The 16,620-nt window shown below is 71.1% G+C and carries 16 protein-coding genes and 1 pseudogene; 9 read left to right on the top strand and 8 right to left on the bottom strand.

Annotated features, from left to right (window positions below; genetic code table 11):
* Positions 1-130 precede the first annotated feature (130 nt).
* Positions 131-1,603, top strand: a complete 1,473-nt coding sequence (gene rox / locus I2501_RS37280; protein ID WP_236047970.1) for a rifampin monooxygenase — start codon at positions 131-133, stop codon at positions 1,601-1,603.
* Here rox and I2501_RS40425 read toward each other — a convergent pair.
* A complete protein-coding gene (locus I2501_RS40425; RefSeq protein WP_268927043.1) occupies positions 1,600-1,734 on the bottom strand; it encodes a hypothetical protein in 135 nt (44 codons plus the stop codon). The two genes, rox and I2501_RS40425, sit on opposite strands and share 4 nt — an antisense overlap.
* Before the next feature lie 353 nt (positions 1,735-2,087).
* On the opposite strand from I2501_RS40425, the gene I2501_RS37285 reads away from it, so the two are divergent.
* Positions 2,088-3,668: a TROVE domain-containing protein gene (locus I2501_RS37285; protein ID WP_196198532.1), complete on the top strand. Its 1,581-nt coding sequence runs from the start codon at positions 2,088-2,090 to the stop codon at positions 3,666-3,668.
* A gap of 24 nt (positions 3,669-3,692) precedes the next feature.
* Here I2501_RS37285 and I2501_RS37290 read toward each other — a convergent pair whose 3' ends face one another.
* Positions 3,693-3,854, bottom strand: a complete 162-nt coding sequence (locus I2501_RS37290) for a hypothetical protein (protein WP_196198533.1) — start codon at positions 3,852-3,854, stop codon at positions 3,693-3,695.
* A gap of 176 nt (positions 3,855-4,030) precedes the next feature.
* Positions 4,031-4,531 (bottom strand): MarR family winged helix-turn-helix transcriptional regulator, encoded by a 501-nt coding sequence (locus I2501_RS37295; protein WP_196198534.1) that lies wholly within the window; start codon positions 4,529-4,531, stop codon positions 4,031-4,033.
* A gap of 92 nt (positions 4,532-4,623) precedes the next feature.
* Here I2501_RS37295 and I2501_RS37300 point away from each other — a divergent pair.
* A pseudogene (locus tag I2501_RS37300) lies at positions 4,624-5,013 on the top strand (DnaJ family domain-containing protein); the annotation flags it as partial.
* A gap of 147 nt (positions 5,014-5,160) precedes the next feature.
* On the opposite strand, the gene I2501_RS37305 reads toward I2501_RS37300, so the two are convergent.
* Genes I2501_RS37305 through I2501_RS37315 form a run of 3 tightly spaced genes read right to left on the bottom strand, consistent with a single transcriptional unit; the run spans position 5,161 to position 7,513 of the window.
* Positions 5,161-5,805 carry a nucleotidyltransferase domain-containing protein gene (locus I2501_RS37305; protein ID WP_196198536.1) on the bottom strand — a complete coding sequence of 215 codons (645 nt, stop codon included), beginning with the start codon at positions 5,803-5,805 and terminating at the stop codon, positions 5,161-5,163.
* Between the two features lie 7 nt (positions 5,806-5,812).
* Complete coding sequence (locus I2501_RS37310) at positions 5,813-6,607, bottom strand: class I SAM-dependent methyltransferase (RefSeq protein ID WP_328806870.1); 795 nt, start codon at positions 6,605-6,607, stop codon at positions 5,813-5,815.
* Between the two features lie 51 nt (positions 6,608-6,658).
* Positions 6,659-7,513: a helix-turn-helix domain-containing protein gene (locus I2501_RS37315; protein ID WP_196198537.1), complete on the bottom strand. Its 855-nt coding sequence runs from the start codon at positions 7,511-7,513 to the stop codon at positions 6,659-6,661.
* A gap of 308 nt (positions 7,514-7,821) precedes the next feature.
* Here I2501_RS37315 and I2501_RS37320 point away from each other — a divergent pair, with 308 nt between their 5' ends.
* The 3 genes from I2501_RS37320 to I2501_RS37330 all read left to right on the top strand — a co-directional run bounded on the left by I2501_RS37320 (position 7,822) and on the right by I2501_RS37330 (position 10,463).
* A complete protein-coding gene (locus tag I2501_RS37320) occupies positions 7,822-9,321 on the top strand; it encodes an MFS transporter (RefSeq protein WP_196198538.1) in 1,500 nt (499 codons plus the stop codon).
* 135 nt (positions 9,322-9,456) lie between these two features.
* On the top strand, positions 9,457-10,008 hold the full coding sequence (locus I2501_RS37325) for a class IV adenylate cyclase (protein WP_196198539.1): 552 nt from the start codon (positions 9,457-9,459) through the stop codon (positions 10,006-10,008).
* Positions 10,008-10,463, top strand: coding sequence for an NUDIX hydrolase (locus I2501_RS37330; protein WP_196198540.1), 456 nt, complete (start codon positions 10,008-10,010; stop codon positions 10,461-10,463). Before I2501_RS37325 ends, I2501_RS37330 begins: the two co-directional genes overlap by 1 nt.
* Here I2501_RS37330 and I2501_RS37335 read toward each other — a convergent pair.
* On the bottom strand, positions 10,403-11,353 hold the full coding sequence (locus tag I2501_RS37335; RefSeq protein ID WP_196198541.1) for a GNAT family N-acetyltransferase: 951 nt from the start codon (positions 11,351-11,353) through the stop codon (positions 10,403-10,405). The genes I2501_RS37330 and I2501_RS37335 overlap by 61 nt on opposite strands.
* A 207-nt stretch (positions 11,354-11,560) precedes the next feature.
* Here I2501_RS37335 and I2501_RS37340 point away from each other — a divergent pair, with 207 nt between their 5' ends.
* From I2501_RS37340 to I2501_RS37350, 3 genes are read left to right on the top strand one after another with little or no spacing between them, the layout of a single operon-like run.
* On the top strand, positions 11,561-12,022 hold the full coding sequence (locus I2501_RS37340) for a hypothetical protein (RefSeq protein ID WP_196198542.1): 462 nt from the start codon (positions 11,561-11,563) through the stop codon (positions 12,020-12,022).
* 34 nt (positions 12,023-12,056) lie between these two features.
* A complete protein-coding gene (locus tag I2501_RS37345) occupies positions 12,057-14,303 on the top strand; it encodes a hypothetical protein (protein ID WP_196198543.1) in 2,247 nt (748 codons plus the stop codon).
* Positions 14,300-15,028 carry a hypothetical protein gene (locus tag I2501_RS37350; RefSeq protein ID WP_196198544.1) on the top strand — a complete coding sequence of 243 codons (729 nt, stop codon included), beginning with the start codon at positions 14,300-14,302 and terminating at the stop codon, positions 15,026-15,028. The genes I2501_RS37345 and I2501_RS37350 overlap by 4 nt, the downstream gene beginning before the upstream one ends.
* On the opposite strand, the gene I2501_RS37355 is transcribed toward I2501_RS37350, so the two are convergent.
* On the bottom strand, positions 15,013-16,599 hold the full coding sequence (locus I2501_RS37355; RefSeq protein ID WP_196198545.1) for an alpha-amylase family glycosyl hydrolase: 1,587 nt from the start codon (positions 16,597-16,599) through the stop codon (positions 15,013-15,015). The genes I2501_RS37350 and I2501_RS37355 overlap by 16 nt on opposite strands.
* Positions 16,600-16,620: the final 21 nt, after the last annotated feature.

The raw sequence follows: 16,620 nt of genomic DNA on the forward strand, positions 1-16,620 counted from the left end.
AAAAGCAAAGGCAGGGAGACGAAACCTCTCCCTGCCGGTTTCAATCTATAGCGCATGGGGGGTCTTGCGGCAAGGCCCTGGTCCTGCCGCAGAATCGCAGGCCGAAGCCAGGACTGCGGACGAGGGTTTGATGACTGACAAGTTCGACGTGATCGTCGTCGGCGGCGGGCCGACCGGCCTGATGCTGGCCGCAGAGCTGCGCCTGCACGACGTACGCGTGCTGGTGCTGGAGAAGGAGCCGCAGCCGTCCGGCCTCTCGCGCGGGCTCGGCCTGCACGTGCGCAGCATCGAGGTGATGGCCCAGCGCGGTCTGCTGGACCGGTTCCTCGCCGAGGGGGTGCGGCATCCGTTCTTCGCCTTCTTCGGCGCCACCAAGCCGGCCCCCGAGGATCTCGACACCGCGCACGGGTACGTCCTCGGCATCCCGCAGGCCGACACCGAGCGCCTGCTCGAAGAGAACGCCGTGGAGCTCGGCACGGAGATCCGGCGCGGCTTCGAGCTGGTGGCGCTGGAGCAGGACGAGACCGGTGTGACGGCGGAACTGGCCGACGGGACGCGGCTGCGCTCGCGCTACCTGGTCGGCTGCGACGGCGGACGGAGCACGGTCCGCAGGCTGCTCGGCGTCGCCTTCCCGGGTGAGCCCGCCGAGCACGAGACGCTGCTCGGCGAGGTGCGGATCGGCGTGACGCCGGAGGAGCTGACGGCCGTGGTGTCCGAGGTCCGCAAGACCCACCGCCGCTTCGGCGTGATGCCGATGCGGGACGACTGGTACCGGATGATCGCGCCCGCCGAGGGCCTGAGCGAGGACCGTACGGCTCCGGTCACCCTCGACGAACTGCGGCAGCGGCTACGGGACTTCGCGGGCACCGACTTCGGCGTCCACTCCCCGCGCTGGCTCTCCCGCTTCGGCGACGCCACGCGCCTGGCGGAGCGTTACCGCGTGGACCGGGTGCTGCTGGCGGGCGACGCGGCGCACATCCACCCGCCGACCGGCGGCCAGGGCCTCAACCTCGGCGTCCAGGACGCGTTCAACCTCGGCTGGAAGCTCGCCGCCCAGGTCAACGGCTGGGCGCCGGACGGCCTCCTCGACAGCTACCACTCCGAGCGCCACCCGGTGGCCGCGGACGTGTTGGAGAACACCCGCGCCCAGATGCAGTTGCTCTCCCCCGGCGCCGGCCCGGCGGCCCTGCGCCGACTGCTGTCCGACCTGGCGGACTTCGACGAGGTCAACCGCTACCTGATCGGCCGGATCACGGCCATCGGCATCCGCTACGACTTCGGCGCGGGGCAGGAGGCAGGCCACGACGGGCGCGGCCACGAGCTCCTCGGCCTGCGGCTGCGCGACATCGCCCTCAAGCAGGACCGCCTCTACGACCTGATGCACGCCGGTCGCGGCCTCCTCCTCGACCAGACCGGAGGCCGCCTCTCGGTGGACGGCTGGTCCGACCGGGTCGACCACGTCGTCGACGTCAGCGAGGAGTTGGACGCCCCCGCCGTCCTGCTCCGCCCCGACGGCCACATCGCCTGGGTCGGCGACGACCCGGACGAGCTGCGCGCCGCCCTGCCGACCTGGTTCGGTGCCGCGGCGGTCAACGGTTCCTAGACGTAGCGCGTCAACCACGCGTAGGCCTCGCGACGGTGGTCGTCCTCGATCGTCGTGTGGTCCTCGTCCGGGAAGGCGGCCTCGATCCCCGGAACGAGCTTGGCGAGCCGGTGGCCGTGCACGACCGGCATGTTGCGGTCCCGCGTGCCGTGCCAGAGCGGAAAATCCCGCGACGCCGTGTTCGAAGATCCGCTACGGTTTCACCCATCGCAAGCACCTCCCGGTGCGAGGCGGCCGGATACTTCTCTTCCAAGGAACCCACCGGACGCCATCCTTGATCTCGGGAGGACATGCAGCGGGTGCCCGGTGCGCAGGCAACGGATACTTCATTTGGCACTGCGGGTCGCGGGTTCGATTCCCGCCTGGTCCTCGAAAGAGGGCCGGTAGCTCAGCCGGACAGAGCAGCAGTCTGTAAGCCCGTCGCCGACCTTTGATCTCGGGCGCCCGCCGCATCTCCTTCCCCTGGCTCCTTCAGGGGGTACTCATGTCTCGTTTCAACACCAAGTCGGCCCGGGCCACCGGGACTTCCCCCGTCGCCAGCACCGGACGACGCGCTGCGACCTTCGAGGGCGGCGCCGGATTCCTGCGCGACGCCAAGTCGGAGCTGTTCCTGCTCGCGGTCGCCAACATGGTCGGCCAGAACACCTTCTACGAGGGCGGCGGCGAACGCGACGACCGCTACGCGCAGTTGGTGCGGCAGCTCGCCGTCGAGGACCCGGAGTGGACCGCCGGGCTGCTCGGCTGGTTGCGCGACGACGCCGGAATGCGGACCGCCTCGCTCGTCGGCGCGGCCGAGTTCACCAAGGCGCGGCTCGACGCCAAGCTGGACGGCCACTCCCGACAGGTCGTCAACTCCGTGCTCCAGCGCCCGGACGAGCCGGGCGAGCTGCTCGCGTACTGGACCGGCCGGTACGGCCGGAACCTGCCCAAGCCCGTCAAGCGCGGCGTGGCCGACGCGGTGCGGCGCCTCTACAGTGCGCGCAGTCTCCTCAAGTACGACACCGCGTCCAAGGGTTACCGCTTCGGCGACGTGCTGAACCTGGTCCACGCGGCCCCCTCGGCGGACAAGCCGTGGCAGGGTGACCTGTTCGCCTACGCGCTCGACCGGCGTCATCACCCCGACGAGGCCGTGGTGCCCGCGTCGAACCGGATGCTGGGCGCGCACCGTGAGCTGATGGCCGTCCCGGTCGAGGAGCGGCGCGCGGTGGTGACCGGTCCGGACGGCGCGGAGCGGCTCGCCGCTGCGGGGTTCACCTGGGAGATGCTCGCGGGCTGGCTCCAGGGGCCGATGGACCGGGACGCGTGGGAGACGGTGATTCCGTCCATGGGTTACGCCGCGCTGCTGCGCAACCTGCGGAACTTCGACGAGGCGGGTGTCTCCGACGAGGTCGCGCAGGCGGTCGCGACGAAGCTCGCCGACCGCGAACAGGTCGGCCGCTCACGGCAGTTCCCGTTCCGCTTCCTGGCCGCGTACAAGCACGCACCGTCGGTGCGCTGGTCCTGGCCGCTGGAGCAGGCGTTGGGGCATTCGCTCGCCAACGTGCCTGCGCTCAAGGGACGGACACTGGTGCTGGTGGACCGCTCTGGCTCGATGTTCGGCGGGATCAGCGAGAAGACGCAGCTGAACCGCGCCGACAGTGCGGCGGTCTTCGGCGTTGCGGTCGCGCTGCGGGCGGAGCAGGCGGACCTGGTGCAGTTCGGTTCGTCCCACAGCACGGTTCCGCTCGCCCGCGGCGAGTCGGTGCTGCGGGTCCTGGAGCGGTTCGGCAGTCTCGGCGGCACCAACACCGCCGAGGCGGTGCGGGCGTACTACCGGGGCCACGACCGGGTACTGATCATCACCGATGAGCAGTACACCAACGGCCGGAGCGGCGACCCGACGGCGCAGGTCCCCACCGAGGTGCCGGTGTACACCTGGAACCTCGCCGGCTACCGCGTCGGGCACGGCCCGTCCGGCACCGGAAACCGGCACACCTTCGGCGGCCTGACCGACCACGCCTTCCGCCTGGTGAGCCTGCTGGAGGCCGGGTCGAGCGCGGACTGGCCGTGGGTGAAGCACATCTGACGAGAGGCCAGAAGAGAGGTCGCCCTACGGACAGTTGGGCACAGCTCCGTGCGACGTCATCCGCAGGGAGTCGCACTTCTCGACGCGCATCGGCTGGGGCGCGTCCGCCACCGAGGAGACGGTCGCGCCCAGCAGAAGCAGACCGACGATCAGAGCCAGCGCCGCTCGGAAGATGAAGTTACGCATGCCCCTCGGACGTTGACGCCCGCGAACAGGTTCCGCCGGGAACAACGGCCATGATGACTGACTGCATGTCAGCTCGGCACTGGCACTGGCTCGTCAGTCGAGGCCTGCATCGTCTCAGCTCCCGCCCCGCGCAGGCCGGGGGTCGCGCAGCGGCGCGACGTCGAGGAGGGCCTGCCTCAGCGCCATTCCGGGTCCTCTCCGAGTTTCTCGGCCAGGCGGTCGTGGAAGCTCCGGCGCGCGAGCACACCTTCGATGTCGGCGACTACGCGGCTGAGCGGATAGGGGATCTCGGCCTCGATCTCGGCGAGCACGGCCTCGGTCGCGCGCCACTCCGCCGCCAGGCGGCCCACGACGGAGCGGCCCTGCTCCGTCAGCGTCACCTTCTTGCTGCGCGCGTCCTCGCCTGCGACGGTCTCCACCCACCCTGCGGCGCGCATGGCGGCCACCTTCTGGCTGAGCGCCGAGTGCGTCCGTCCGACCGACTCGGCCAGCTCGGTGATGGTCATCGGCCCGGCGGCGTGCAGCCGCAGCAGCTCCATCACGAAGCTCGACTTCAGCCCCTCGATCGGCGCCTCCGCGTAGACGCGGGCGATGTCGGCCTCGATCGCGCCCTGGAGGAACCGGAGGGGACGCCAGAGGCTCTGCTGCGTGGGATCGGGCTGGATGGGATCGGCCATGCAGGGATCATAACAGCACTTATATAAGCTCTGTTACGTTTTTCCACGCGCCATGAAGCCCGGATGGGCTCGGCTTGGTGGACGATGGAGGCATGACGGAGCGGAAACCAGCGGGCCTCAGCTTCGAGTCGTGGGTCGACCAGCAGATCCGCGAGGCCCAGGAGCGGGGCGACTTCGAGAACCTGCCGGGGTTCGGCAAACCCCTGCCCGACGAGGACAAGCCCTACGACGAACTGTGGTGGGTCAAACAGAAGCTCGCGTCAGAGGGCCTGTCCTTCCTGCCGCCGACGCTCGCCCTGCGCAAGGAGGCCGAGGACGCCCTGGCCGCCGCCGCGGACGCGCCGTCGGAGGCCGAGGTGCGCCGGATCGTCTCGGACATCAACGACAAGATCAGCGCCTGCCTGCGCGGGCCCGTCGAGGGTCCACCGCTCAACCTCGCGCCCTACGACATCGACGTGATCGTGGACGACTGGCGTCTGCGCCACCCCGCGCAGCCGGCGGAGCCTGCGAACCAGGCCACGGCGGCGCCGCCGACGCCGCCTACGCCGGCCAAGCCCTCCCTTGTGCGGCGTCCGCTCCGAAGGCGCAAGCAGAGAACCTCGTAGCCGCCCGCTTCACGGACGTTCGCGTCACAGCCCGTCGAGCCACTGATGTCCGGGGTACGTGTGCGCGAGAAGCTCAGCCAGCCACGCTTGCTGACGCTCCGTCAAAAACGGCACGGTCGACTCGAAGTCCACGCAGTCCTTGGGGCGGGCGTGCTTGGCCTTGAACAGCAGGACCAACTCGGGTGTCAGGTACGGGATGCCGTCCGGCGTGTGCCGAATGATCTCGCGGTACGGAAGGCGGATCGTCGGGTCGTGGCGGGAGATCCAGGTCGTGCCGTCATGCGGCTCCCGGAACACGTCGACGCGGTAGGCCTCGGTCTCCGGGTCGCGCAGCCAGGTCTGGTGTGTGGCGGCGAGCACGTCCGGTGCGGCGTCCCGCCAGATCCGACCGCTACTGACCGCGTCGAAGGCGTAGCCGGGGAAGCGGTCGCGGATCTCGGGGAAGTCCGCTGCGGGGACGGCGATTTCGAGGTCCCCGTGCGGGCGAGTCTGCTCGCCCCGGAACAGGTCCAGCGCCCAACCCGCTGCCACGCACCACGGCGTGGCGACTCCGACCAGTCGCTGCGCGATCTCGCTCGGCGTCCAGGCGGACGCGGCCCAGTGCACTACGACGGAGTCGAGCTCGGCGGGCGACAGTTCCGCGCCGCCGGGCGGCAGTTGCTCGCTCATCCGGCCCTCAGCTCTCGCCCTTGCGACCCACGAGGTGGAAGACGCGACTGAGTTGGCGATAGGGGTCGCGGCGGCTGGCTTCGAGTTCGACGGCGGCGATCTTCTGCGCCTGCTTCGCGTCCTCGGGATCCAGCTCGGTCCCGCCGAACTCCAGCCAGTCGACGAACAGCCAGACCCCGTACCAGTCCAGCGGCGCGACGCCGCGGCTGCGGATCTGCTCGCTGAGCTCCTCCACCGTGTCGCCGCGCGTCGGCAGGCCCAGCACGCCGATCTCGCGGGTGGCGTCGAAGGCGGCCAGGGCGTCGTCCCAGCGCTGCTCCATGGCCGGGCGCACCGCGCCCGCCTTGGCGTTGCCCGACATGATCGAGACGATCCCGCCGGGCGCGGCGCAGCGGCACAGCTGGTCGATCAGGGGCGTCGGGTCCTCCAGGTATCCGAGCACGCCGTGGCAGAGCACGGCGTCGAAGCGCCGACCCCCAACCGCCGCGTCGGCGTCCGCGCCGTCGGCGTGCACGAGGGTCACCCGCTGCTGGACCTCCTCCGGCAACCGCGTGAGGCGCAGGCGCGCCTTGTCCAGCATCCCGAGCGAGGGGTCGAGCAGGGTCACCTGGTAACCGGCCTGGGCGAGCGGGAACGACTGGTTCCCCGCGCCGCCGCCGACGTCCAGCACGGAGGCGGGAGGCGGCGGCAGGTGCCCCAGCAGCTGCTGGTGCATCACATAGGTGCGCACCTGCCCCTTGACCGAGGCGTAGGCCTCGTCCGCGAACTGGTCGGCCAGGCTTGCCCAGGTGTCATCGCTCACCGTGCCACCGTAGTCGATCGAGTCCGGATCAGCCGTCGATCACTCAGCCGATCACTCGGTCGATTCCAGCCGCAACATCGCCTGCTCGTCCGGGCTGCCTGGCACGGCCTGGTAGACGACCATCCGCTGGCCGCCCGTGCGCGACAGGCGCATGACCTCGTACGTCAGCGTCATCCCGCCGACCTTCGGATGCCGGAAGAACTTCTGGCCGCCGCCACGCTCGCAGACGTCGTAGCGCTCCCAGAGGCGGGCGAACTCCGGTGACTTGAGCACCAGTTCGCCGACCAGCGTGGTCAGCTCCGGGTCGTCGGGGTAGGCTCCGGCGACCGCCCGCAGGTGGGCGACGGAGAGCGCGACCGTCTCCTCCCAGGGCTCGTAGAGCGTCCTGCCGACCGGGTGGAGGAACAGGTAGCGGGTCAGGTTCCGCTGCTCCGGCGGCCAGTCCCAGAGTCCGGCCAGCAGCTTCCGCCCGGGCGCGTTGGCGGCCAGCAAGCGGTTGTGGCGGCTCACCACGTACGCGGGCAGCGGTCGGACCGACTCCAGCACCTGCAGGACCGAGTCGCGGACCGTGTTGTCCGAGCACGCCGGCAGCTCCGAGACGCGACCGGAGGCCAGCTCCGCGAGTTCGTGCAGCCGCTCGTAGGCGTCGCCGCGCAGTTGCAGGGCGCGGCCGAGCGCGTCGACGACGGCGGTGGACGGGTTACTCTCCCGGCCGCGTTCCAGGCGGATGTAGTAGTCGACGCTGACTCCGGCGAGCGCGGCCAGCTCCTCGCGACGCAGCCCGGGCGTCCGGCGCTGCCCCGCACCGGCCGGGAGCCCGACGTCCTGCGGGCGGACCTGGGCCCTACGGGCCTTCAGATACCTGCCGAGTTCGGTGCCCTGGGTCTCCGCTGCTGCTGTGGCCATCAGCCCATTGTGGCAGGTGGGCGGGGTGGCTGACACTGGATAAGGGGCTCGCGCGGTCTGTCGTGGGGGGTACTGCCAGGGCCTGGCTTGCGACACCCCGGTACGCGGCACCCACGTACGCCGCACCCCGGTACAACGCGGTCTCCCGGGCGTGCGCGTGCGCGGGCAGAGTTGATCCCGCAGCGGGCGGCCCGGTCGCCGGGGCTCAGGGGGTGCACGACACCGGGCCGCGGCCCCGGCGACTTGTGGCCGCCCGCGCACGCGCTTCGCCTTTCGGAACCACGGAACCACGCAACCAGGAGCCCGCCATGTCCGCCGCTCGCCCCCTCACCTCGACGGCCGTCCTCAGCACCGACGAGAGCGGCCGGTCCGCGTCGCCGACACCCTCCGCGTCCTCAGCAGAGCAACGACAGCCGAGCCGAGCCCGACCAATCACGCCGGCTACCGAACCCGGGCCCGGCGGCGGGCCGAAGCGGACCGGCGTGGCTCTGGTGGCGTCGCTGCTCGGGTTCACCGTCATCACCATCGACGTCTCCGCCGTCAACATCGCCCTGCCCGCGATCCGGGACTCGCTCAACGGCGGGATGGCGGGACTCCAGTGGGTGGTGGACGCCTACACGCTGATGTTCGCCGCCCTGATGCTCTCCGCTGGCGCACTGGCCGACCGCGCCGGTGCCCGACGCGCCTACGCCTGGGGCGTCGCGTTCTTCACCGCCGCATCGCTCGGGTGCGCGTTGGCTCCGGGGATCGGCGTTCTCGTCGCGGCGCGGGTGGCGCAGGGCGGCGCGGCGGCGGTGGTGATGCCCGCGTCGCTGGCGCTGATCCGGCAGTCCTACGAGGACGCGCGGGCTCGTGCCCGGGCGATCGCGCTGTGGACGGTCGGCGGCTCGGTGGCGATGGCCGCGGGCCCGGTGCTCGGCGGACTGCTGACCGACTCGGCGGGCTGGCGGTCGGTCTTCCTGCTCAACCTGCCGGTCGGCGTCGTGATCCTCGCCCTGCTGACCCGCGTGCCGCGCTCCCCGCGCCGCCCGGCCGCACTGGACGTCGGCGGGCAGATCAGCGCCGTCCTGGCCCTGGCCGGTCTGGCCTTCGCCGTGATCGAGGGCGGCCACCTGGGCTGGACCAGCTGGCCCGTGCTCACGGCAGCGGTCCTGGCCGTCGCATCCGGCGTCGCCTTCCGCGTGGTCGAGGGACGCCACCGTCAGCCGATGGTCCCGCTGGGCCTGCTGAGGAGCCCCCAGGTCTCCGTCCCGCTCGCGGTCGGGTTTGCGCTCAATGCGGCGTTCTACGGCGGGATCTTCCTGCTGGGGCTCTACTACCAGCAGCTGCGCGGGATGTCAGGCGTGGCGGCCGGGCTGATGTTCGTCCCGATGTCGGCGGTGGTGACCGCGACCAACCTGGTCTCGCCGCGCCTCGCCGAGCGCGTCGGACGTCGTCGGGTGATCGTCGTCGGACAGCTGGTCTTCGCCAGTGCGATGCTGGCCATGCTGCCGCTGGCCGCGCACACCCCGGTGTGGCTGGTCCTGGTCCTGCTGCTCCCCCTCAGCATCGGCGGCGCGCTGACCGTCCCGGCCCTCACCGCGCTGCTGATGGACTCCGTCCCCAAGGAGCGCGCGGGCACCGCCTCCGGCCTCCTCAACTCCCTCCGCCAGACCGGCGGCGCCCTGGCCGTCGCCCTCTTCGGCACCCTGCTCTCGGGGCCGGACGGCGCCTTCTCCCTCCCGGGCATGCGCCTCGGCCTCGTCGCTGTCGCGGTGTTGTTGCTCGCAACGACCGTGCTGACGCGGGTACTCCTGCCGCGCGACTGATCACCTGTCAGACCCTGCCCGCCGACTGCCCGCCGACTGCCCGCCGCCACGCGGCGCGGACGGTCGGCGAGCAGCCGTGCACGGGTCCGCTCGCCGACAGCGAGCGGACCCGCTGAACCAGAGAGGAGAGCGACGTTGATCGAGGCGGAGCTCAAGGCCGTCGTCCGCGATCCCGAGCGCGTGGCAGCGCTGCTCGACGCCCGCGCCGAGGGACACCCCCAGGTGTACGAGGACACCTACTACGACCTGCCCGACGGCAGCCTGATGGCCGGTGACCGGGAGCTGCGCCTCAGGACCGTGCATGGTGAGCACGACACCCGCTCGGTGCTCACGTACAAGGACGCGCGGGTGGACGCGTCGGGGTCGAAGCCGGAGCACGAGACCCGCGTCGACGAGCCCAACGCCGTGCACGCGATGCTGGCCGGTCTCGGCTACGTGAGGGCGATCGCGTTCTCCAAGCGGTGCAGGAACTACGAGTTCGAGCATGCGGGGCGCAGGATGCTCGCCACCCTGGTGCAGGTGCCGGAGCTCGACGGTACGTTCCTGGAACTGGAGACCCTCGTCGAGCAGGAGCAACTCGGCCCCGCGCTCGACGACGTCCGGGCCGTGCTCGCCTCGTTCGGGATCGCCGAGAAGGACCTGACGACCGAGCTGTACACCGACGCGGTCGCAGCCAGGCGCGCCTGATGAGCGAGCACCAGCGCCCTGTCGCCGCTGCTGTGGTGGTGCACGGCGGGCGCGTGCTGATGGTCCGGCGTGCCGTGCCCGAAGGGGAACTCGTGTGGCAGTTCCCGGCCGGGAAGATCGAGCCGGGGGAGACGCCGGCCGACGCGGCGGTACGGGAGACCGTGGAGGAGACCGGTGTCGTCACCCGCCTCGCGCGCGTGATCGGAGAGCGCGTGCATCCCGCGACGGGTCGACACATCACCTATCTCGCCTGCTCGGTCGAGCGCGGCGACGCCAGGATCCCCAGCGGCGACGAGGTCGCCGAAGTCCGCTGGGTCACCCTGACGGAACTGACCGATCTCGTGCCGCACGGGCTGTTCGAGCCCGTGCAGAGGCATGTGGACGCCGAGCTGGATCAGCAAGCCGGCTTGATCAGCGGGGCGTCACGCGACACCTCACGGAAGCCGAGGCCGTAGTAGAGGCCGCGCGCCCCGGGATCGCCCGGTGCGCCGACGCAGACGACCGTCGCGTGCGTGGCTCCCGCCGCGCGGGCCAGGTGCAGGCTGTGGAGGAGCATCGCGCGGGCCAACCCCAGCCGCCGGTATGCCGGGTGGGTGCCGACCGGTTCGAACTCGACCGTTCGGTTCGCCTCGTCGAGCCACATGATGGTCGAGGCGGCCATGGTGCCGTCCGGTGCCTCGACCAGGACGTGGAGGTCCGGGCGGTAGCCGGGTGTCTGTCGGACACCTTCGTAGCTCTCGGCCGTGTAGCCCGTGGGGCTCCAGGCGTCCACGTGGGCCTGGACCGCGGCCGCAGGGCCTGCCTCGGTGGCGTTGACGAAGCGGAAACCGGCCGGGAGAACCGGGAGTTCGATGTCGGCGAGGTCGCGCTCGTTGAGTTGGGTCCAGTCGCCGTCGTCGGCGAGCACCTCGGCGTCGGGCTCGTAGCCGTGCTCCGCCCAGCGCTTAAGGGCGAACGTGTCGGCGCCGGACGGCGACACGGTGCGCTCGAGGCCCGCCGCGACGCCGTCGAACCAGTCGATCACCTCGTCGATCAGTTCGGCGTGGTCGGGATGGATCTGGTAGGTCAGCGACGCGCCGGTCACCTCCCGCACCGACCCGTCGTTGCGCCGTACCTGGCGCGGAAGGTAGGCCCAAGCCCACGCCACCAGCTCGCCGTCGCCCGCGAACCACAGTCGGCGCGGCCACGTCGCGCCGTACGCGGCGTGCCCGAGGCCCCAGATCCAGGCCAGCTCCCCGTACGCCGCATCGGCGTTGACCAGGTCCAGGCGGGTCGCCGTGACGCGCTGCGCCAGACCCTGCATCAGCTTCACGTCCGCGGCGGTCAGCAGCTCGAAGTCCGTCATGGTGCGCCACTGTGCCAGGGTCGCGCCGGGTCGTCGAACCATTTTTCGCACGCGACCGAAGACGCGTATGTCACCGGCCTGTCACCATTTCGCAGCGGACTTTCGCCACTCCCGACGCCGCAACCTGCATTTGTGGACACCGCGGAATATTGGCCATAGATTCGCGACAACCGCGGCCCCGGTGTCCGGCAACAGGGGGAGAATGCCATGGGGAACCAGGATCTCGATCACGCTCTGAATCCGTGGATGTACAACAAGTCCGGGGATCTCACACCGCAGGCGCAGCAGCAGTTTCCCGATCTTGCGAATACCCCCGCCGCGATCACCACCGGCGGAAGTCCGACGGCTCCCGCAGGGGCCGGCGGACAGCAACTGGTCGTGCATCCCGACGCGTTGCGCACCGCCGGGCAGAACGCCTCCGAGCTGGGCAACAGGATGACCGCCGACTGCCAGAATCCCACCGGCAGCGACATGTTCACCGCCGCGACAGCCATGAACGGATGGGCGATCGGCGCCGCGATCACCACTGCGCACCAGACCTGGGAACTGCAGTTCCTCACGCTCGGCGGAAATCTGATCACCGTCGGGCAGAACCTTCAGGACAGCGCCAACGGCTACACCAGCACCGAGAACACGAACCGCGGCCATATGCGCGCGCTGGACAACTGACGACCCCAATCGGTTCGGGAGGCGACAAGCCGCGATGGTCACGTACGACGAGCTGGCCAACACCAATCTCTCCGCGCTGGACACCGCGACCACCGACCTCGAACAGCTGGTGCGCGGTTGGGCGTACGACTCGGACTTCCAGGGCGGCGTGGTCACCCCGCTGGCGGCCAGCGGCTGGTCCGGGCCGGCCGCGGAGGCCGCCGCCGGGGAGCTGACGCAGGCGCGCGGGCAGATCGACGCGGCGTTCACCGAGACGAGCGCGATGGCGAAGGCCCTGCGGGACGCCCACGACCAGTTCGTCGGATTCCAGAACACGCTACGCCAGATCCAGCAGGACGCCCAGGCTCAGGGGCTGGTGATCTCCGCCGACGGCAGCCAGGTCACCTGGAACATGCCGCCCGACCTGCCGCACAACGCCGGGGTGCACGAGGAGTACCAGCAGTCGATGAGCCAGGAGGCGGACGCCATCGCGCAGCGGATCAAGTCCGTGTTGCAGCAGGCGACCGACGCGGACCAGACGGCGGCGGCCGCGCTGACCGCCGACACCGGGACCAACCAGCAGAGCTTCAACGCCGCGCCGGTCGGCGGCATCCCGGAGGAGGAGGCCGCGCAGGCCGCGAACCTGGCCCGTCAGGGCAACAACCTCACCACGGCCCAACTCGCGCAACTGGACGCGCTGCTGAAGGCCAACGCCAACGACCCACGGTTCACCACGGCGTTCTACAACGACCTCGGTCCGCAGGGGACGCTGCTGTCCTGGGGCCAGCTCTCCGAGGGCACGACGGGCAACCCGCCCGCCGATCCGAACCGGGTCGCGCTGCTCAAGGACCTCCAGCAGCAGCTCGGCACGTCGCTGGCCTGTGCCACCAACACCCAGACCTGGCCGCACCTCTCCGACCAGTGGGAGGCGGGGCTGCGCGCGGCGGGATCCCAGCGGATCCCGCTGGCCGGACCCGACCAGTTCAACTACCAGCCCTACGGCTACCAGATCCTCGGCAGCATCCTGCGCACCGGGAACTACGACCCGCACTTCATCGACCCGATCGCCGAGCACGTCACCCAACTGACGGAGCAGAACCCGGACATGTGGGCGCAGGCCGCGCCGAACCCACCCTGCCCCGACGTCAGGACCAACCTCCTCGGCAACGGCTCCGGGTTCAACCCCGTCACCGGCGTCCTCGAAGGGCTGGGGCACAGCCCGGCCGCCGCGACGGACTTCTTCCACAACCCGGAGACTCTCTACAACACCGACGGCACGCCGACCGGTCACACCGTCACGCCCAACGGCTACCTGAACTTCTTCACCAACAGCGACAAGAACCCGCTCTGGCCGGACACCACCTCCCGGGAGGCCAGCGACCAGGCGGCGGCCGTCAACTCCGAGCCGACGGCGCTGGGCCACGCCCTCCAGGCCGCGACCACCGGCCAGGCCTGGGACGCGCCGAGCGGCGCGGTGCCGCCGCCGCACACCCCGGCGACCGACGACGTGATGAACCAGGTGGTGAACACCTTCGGTAGCAACCCGAGCCTGATCCAGGGCAACGGTGCGCCGTTCTCCAGCATGAACGGCAGCCTCGCGCACATGACCGGCTCGTACATGGGCGACGTCGACCGGACCGTCAACGCGCCCTCGGGAGGCCTGCTCGGCGTCTACGGAGCCCCGGCCAACCTGGACCAGAACAACACCACCCACCTGCTGGACACCCTGGGCCGCGACCCGAACGCCTACGGCATCCTCCAGCAGGCCCAGAACGGCTACACGGCAGGGCAGTTGCAGAACGCGGTGCACCAGCCCGGCGATCTCAACGACAACCTCACCCGCGTGGCCAACCAGGGCAGCCAGATCAGCGGCATCCTGAGCAACGCGCGGGCCAACGCCGTGGCCCAGAACGGCTGGGCGTCGGACGCGGCGTACAACGCGTCCATCGACCGCAACGCGGGCTGGGCCAACACCGTCTACAGCGTCTCGGTGGGCAGTGTCGTCGGCAAGGTGCCGATCGTCGGGTCGATCGTGAACGGCCAGGTCAGCAAGATGATCACGAACATGGGCAACAGCTTCCACCACAACTCCACGGCGCAGACCGTCGACACCAACATCGACATCGTCAACTCGGGCAAGACGGCGGCCGGTCAGGCGGCGCAGTACGCTGTGCAGAACGCGCTCCAGGGCACCGGCCAGGATCCCGACGGCACCACGACGTACAACGTCGGGCAGGCGGCCCAGACCGGCTACGAGGGCGGGGTCACCACGGACGGCGCCTACCACCAGGGGGGCAAGTGAGCGCACCGACGCGCCGCCGCAGGCGGCTGCCGTTCGTCGTCGCCGCGCTGGCCGTCGTCGTGGCCGCGGCCGTGGTGCTGGCGGTGCGTCCCTGGCAGACCGTCACCAATCTTCCGGCGCAGGCCTGTTGGGGTGTGCTGACGGCCGATGACCTGCGTCCGCTGGCGGGGCAGAGCGGCGGCACGATGAGCGCCGCGACCACCACCACCTCGCTCCAGCCCGCGAGCCAGGCCACCGACGGCGGCTACCACTGCGTGCTGTCCTGGCAGGGCGGCCAGGCTCCGGCCAACCTGGGCAACGGCCCGACGATCGCCCTCTACACGGCCGCCCAGCTCCACCAGGCCCAGGCCCTGGACGCGAGCCGGGGCGCGGTGCAGCCGCTCTCCTTCGGCGGCGGAACCGGCACCAGCGGCGGAACCGGCAGCGGCACCAACACCGGCCTCATCGCCTGGCAGGCGGCCTACGGATACACACTCGACCTGGCTTTCCCCTGCACCTACCACGACCCCTTCTCCGGCCAGGTCACCCACGGCTACGCCCGCGTCTCCGTCGACGCGGCCGCCAACCCCAGCGGCGACTCCCCCGCCCCGCCGAGCGACGTGCGCCAGGCGGACGCGGGGATCGTGCTCAAGCTGGCGAAGGCGTTCGCCCAGCAGTACCCGTGCGGCGGGGTGACGCTTCCGGCTGTGGCGCCGAGCGTTCCCGCCTATCAGACGATCTCGTAGACGCCGCAGGAGAACCCGGCCGCGCGGACCTCGGTCGGGGTGACGTCGACCCCGTGCACGGCCAGCGGACGCAGCGCGCCACCGCCCAGGATCGGCGCGGGGACGGTCGCAGGCTCCTGACGGCCGTTGATCACCACCAGGTGCGTCTCGCCTCGCGTGTAGACGAACGGGTAGTCGCGGTGCAGCACCTGCACCGGCGCGGCGGTGCGCAGCGCCGGGGTGGTGCGGCGGAGGTGGATGAGGCGGCGGACGTGGTGGAGGAGCGAGTCCGGGTCGGCCTGGCCGGCGGCCACGGTGGGGCGGTCGTCGGCCGGATCGAGCGGCAGGTAGAGCTGGTCGGCGGGGGCCGACGAGAAGCCTGCGTTCACGGTGCCGTCCCACTGCATCGGGGTCCGCGAGCCCTGACGGGCCTCGGTGCCGAGCTGGCTGCCCTCCTTCTCCGGGAGGCCGGGCAGGTAGCGCATGCCGATCTCGTCGCCGTAGTAGACCACCGGCAGCGAGGGCCAGGTCAGCTGGAACGCGAAGGCGGGGGCGACCATGTCGCGGGTGCGCGGACCGCAGGTCAGCCGGGAGAAGTCGTGGTTGGCCGTCGGCAGCGCGACGTGGCCGGAGCCGTCGCTGGCGACGCGCGCCTCCTCCCAGGCGTCGAGGAAGGTGGCCATGGTGCCCTTGCCGTCCGGGTCGAAGTAACACGGCTGCCCGTCGGCCCACGGGCCCTGGCTGCCCGTGCCGTTGTCCCACAGCGAGCGCAGCCCACGGCCGATGAAGTGCAGGAAGAAGTCCGAGTGGAACCCGGCCGGGATGGACGTCTTCGGGTCGCCCCACTCCGACAGCAGCGCGCGGTCGGGGTACGCGCGGTCGATCCACTCGCGCATCTCGCCCCAGAGCTTCCCCGTCTCGACCTTGCCCGGGTCGTCCTTGACCAGGGACGCGGCCATGTCGACCCGGAAGCCCGCGATGCCGCGGTCGAACCAGTACGACATGATCTCCCGCAGCGCCGCCCGGTTGGCGCGCGGTCCCTCGGCGTCGACGGGCTGCCGCCACGGCTCGGCGTCGTCGGCGCGCGCGTAGCCGAAGTTGAGCGCGGGCTGGATCGGGTAGAAGTTGGCGCGGTAGAAGCCGCCGCGCGCACCCTGGTTGGGGATCCACTCGCGGACGGGCGCGGTGATCCGGTCCGCCCAGATGTAGCGGTCGTCACCGGGGGTCTGCGCCGAGTGCTGGAACCACGGGTGCCGGTGCGAGGTGTGGCCGGGGACCAGGTCGAGCATGACGCGGATGTCCCGGCGGCGCGCCTCCTCCACCAGGCGCACGGCGTCGTCGTTGGTGCCGTAGCGCGGGGCGACGGTGAGGTAGTCGGCGACGTCGTAGCCGGCGTCGCCGAACTCGGAGCTGAAGCAGGGGCTGAGCCACAGCGTGTTGACGCCCAGCCAGGAGAGGTAGTCCAGGCGCTCGACGATGCCGGGCAGGTCGCCGACGCCGTCGCCGTTGGAGTCGGAGAAGCTCTGCGGGTAGATCTGGTAGAGGACGGCGTCGGGCAGCCAGCTGGGGATGTGGCGGGCGGCGTCGGTCATGGGGTGCGGACTCTCCAGGTG

It is taken from the genome of Streptacidiphilus fuscans (genome assembly GCF_015690355.1).
Classification (GTDB): domain Bacteria; phylum Actinomycetota; class Actinomycetes; order Streptomycetales; family Streptomycetaceae; genus Streptacidiphilus; species Streptacidiphilus fuscans.

Bases quoted from the DNA above. Each gene is read 5' to 3' on its own strand.
- rox (WP_236047970.1), top strand. From the start codon at position 131: ATGACTGACAAGTTCGACGTGATCGTCGTCGGCGGCGGGCCGACCGGC.
- I2501_RS40425 (WP_268927043.1), bottom strand. From the start codon at position 1,734: ATGCCGGTCGTGCACGGCCACCGGCTCGCCAAGCTCGTTCCGGGGATC.
- I2501_RS37285 (WP_196198532.1), top strand. From the start codon at position 2,088: ATGTCTCGTTTCAACACCAAGTCGGCCCGGGCCACCGGGACTTCCCCC.
- I2501_RS37290 (WP_196198533.1), bottom strand. From the start codon at position 3,854: ATGCGTAACTTCATCTTCCGAGCGGCGCTGGCTCTGATCGTCGGTCTG.
- I2501_RS37295 (WP_196198534.1), bottom strand. From the start codon at position 4,531: ATGGCCGATCCCATCCAGCCCGATCCCACGCAGCAGAGCCTCTGGCGT.
- I2501_RS37305 (WP_196198536.1), bottom strand. From the start codon at position 5,805: ATGAGCGAGCAACTGCCGCCCGGCGGCGCGGAACTGTCGCCCGCCGAG.
- I2501_RS37315 (WP_196198537.1), bottom strand. From the start codon at position 7,513: ATGGCCACAGCAGCAGCGGAGACCCAGGGCACCGAACTCGGCAGGTAT.
- I2501_RS37320 (WP_196198538.1), top strand. From the start codon at position 7,822: ATGTCCGCCGCTCGCCCCCTCACCTCGACGGCCGTCCTCAGCACCGAC.
- I2501_RS37330 (WP_196198540.1), top strand. From the start codon at position 10,008: ATGAGCGAGCACCAGCGCCCTGTCGCCGCTGCTGTGGTGGTGCACGGC.
- I2501_RS37335 (WP_196198541.1), bottom strand. From the start codon at position 11,353: ATGACGGACTTCGAGCTGCTGACCGCCGCGGACGTGAAGCTGATGCAG.
- I2501_RS37340 (WP_196198542.1), top strand. From the start codon at position 11,561: ATGGGGAACCAGGATCTCGATCACGCTCTGAATCCGTGGATGTACAAC.
- I2501_RS37345 (WP_196198543.1), top strand. From the start codon at position 12,057: ATGGTCACGTACGACGAGCTGGCCAACACCAATCTCTCCGCGCTGGAC.
- I2501_RS37355 (WP_196198545.1), bottom strand. From the start codon at position 16,599: ATGACCGACGCCGCCCGCCACATCCCCAGCTGGCTGCCCGACGCCGTC.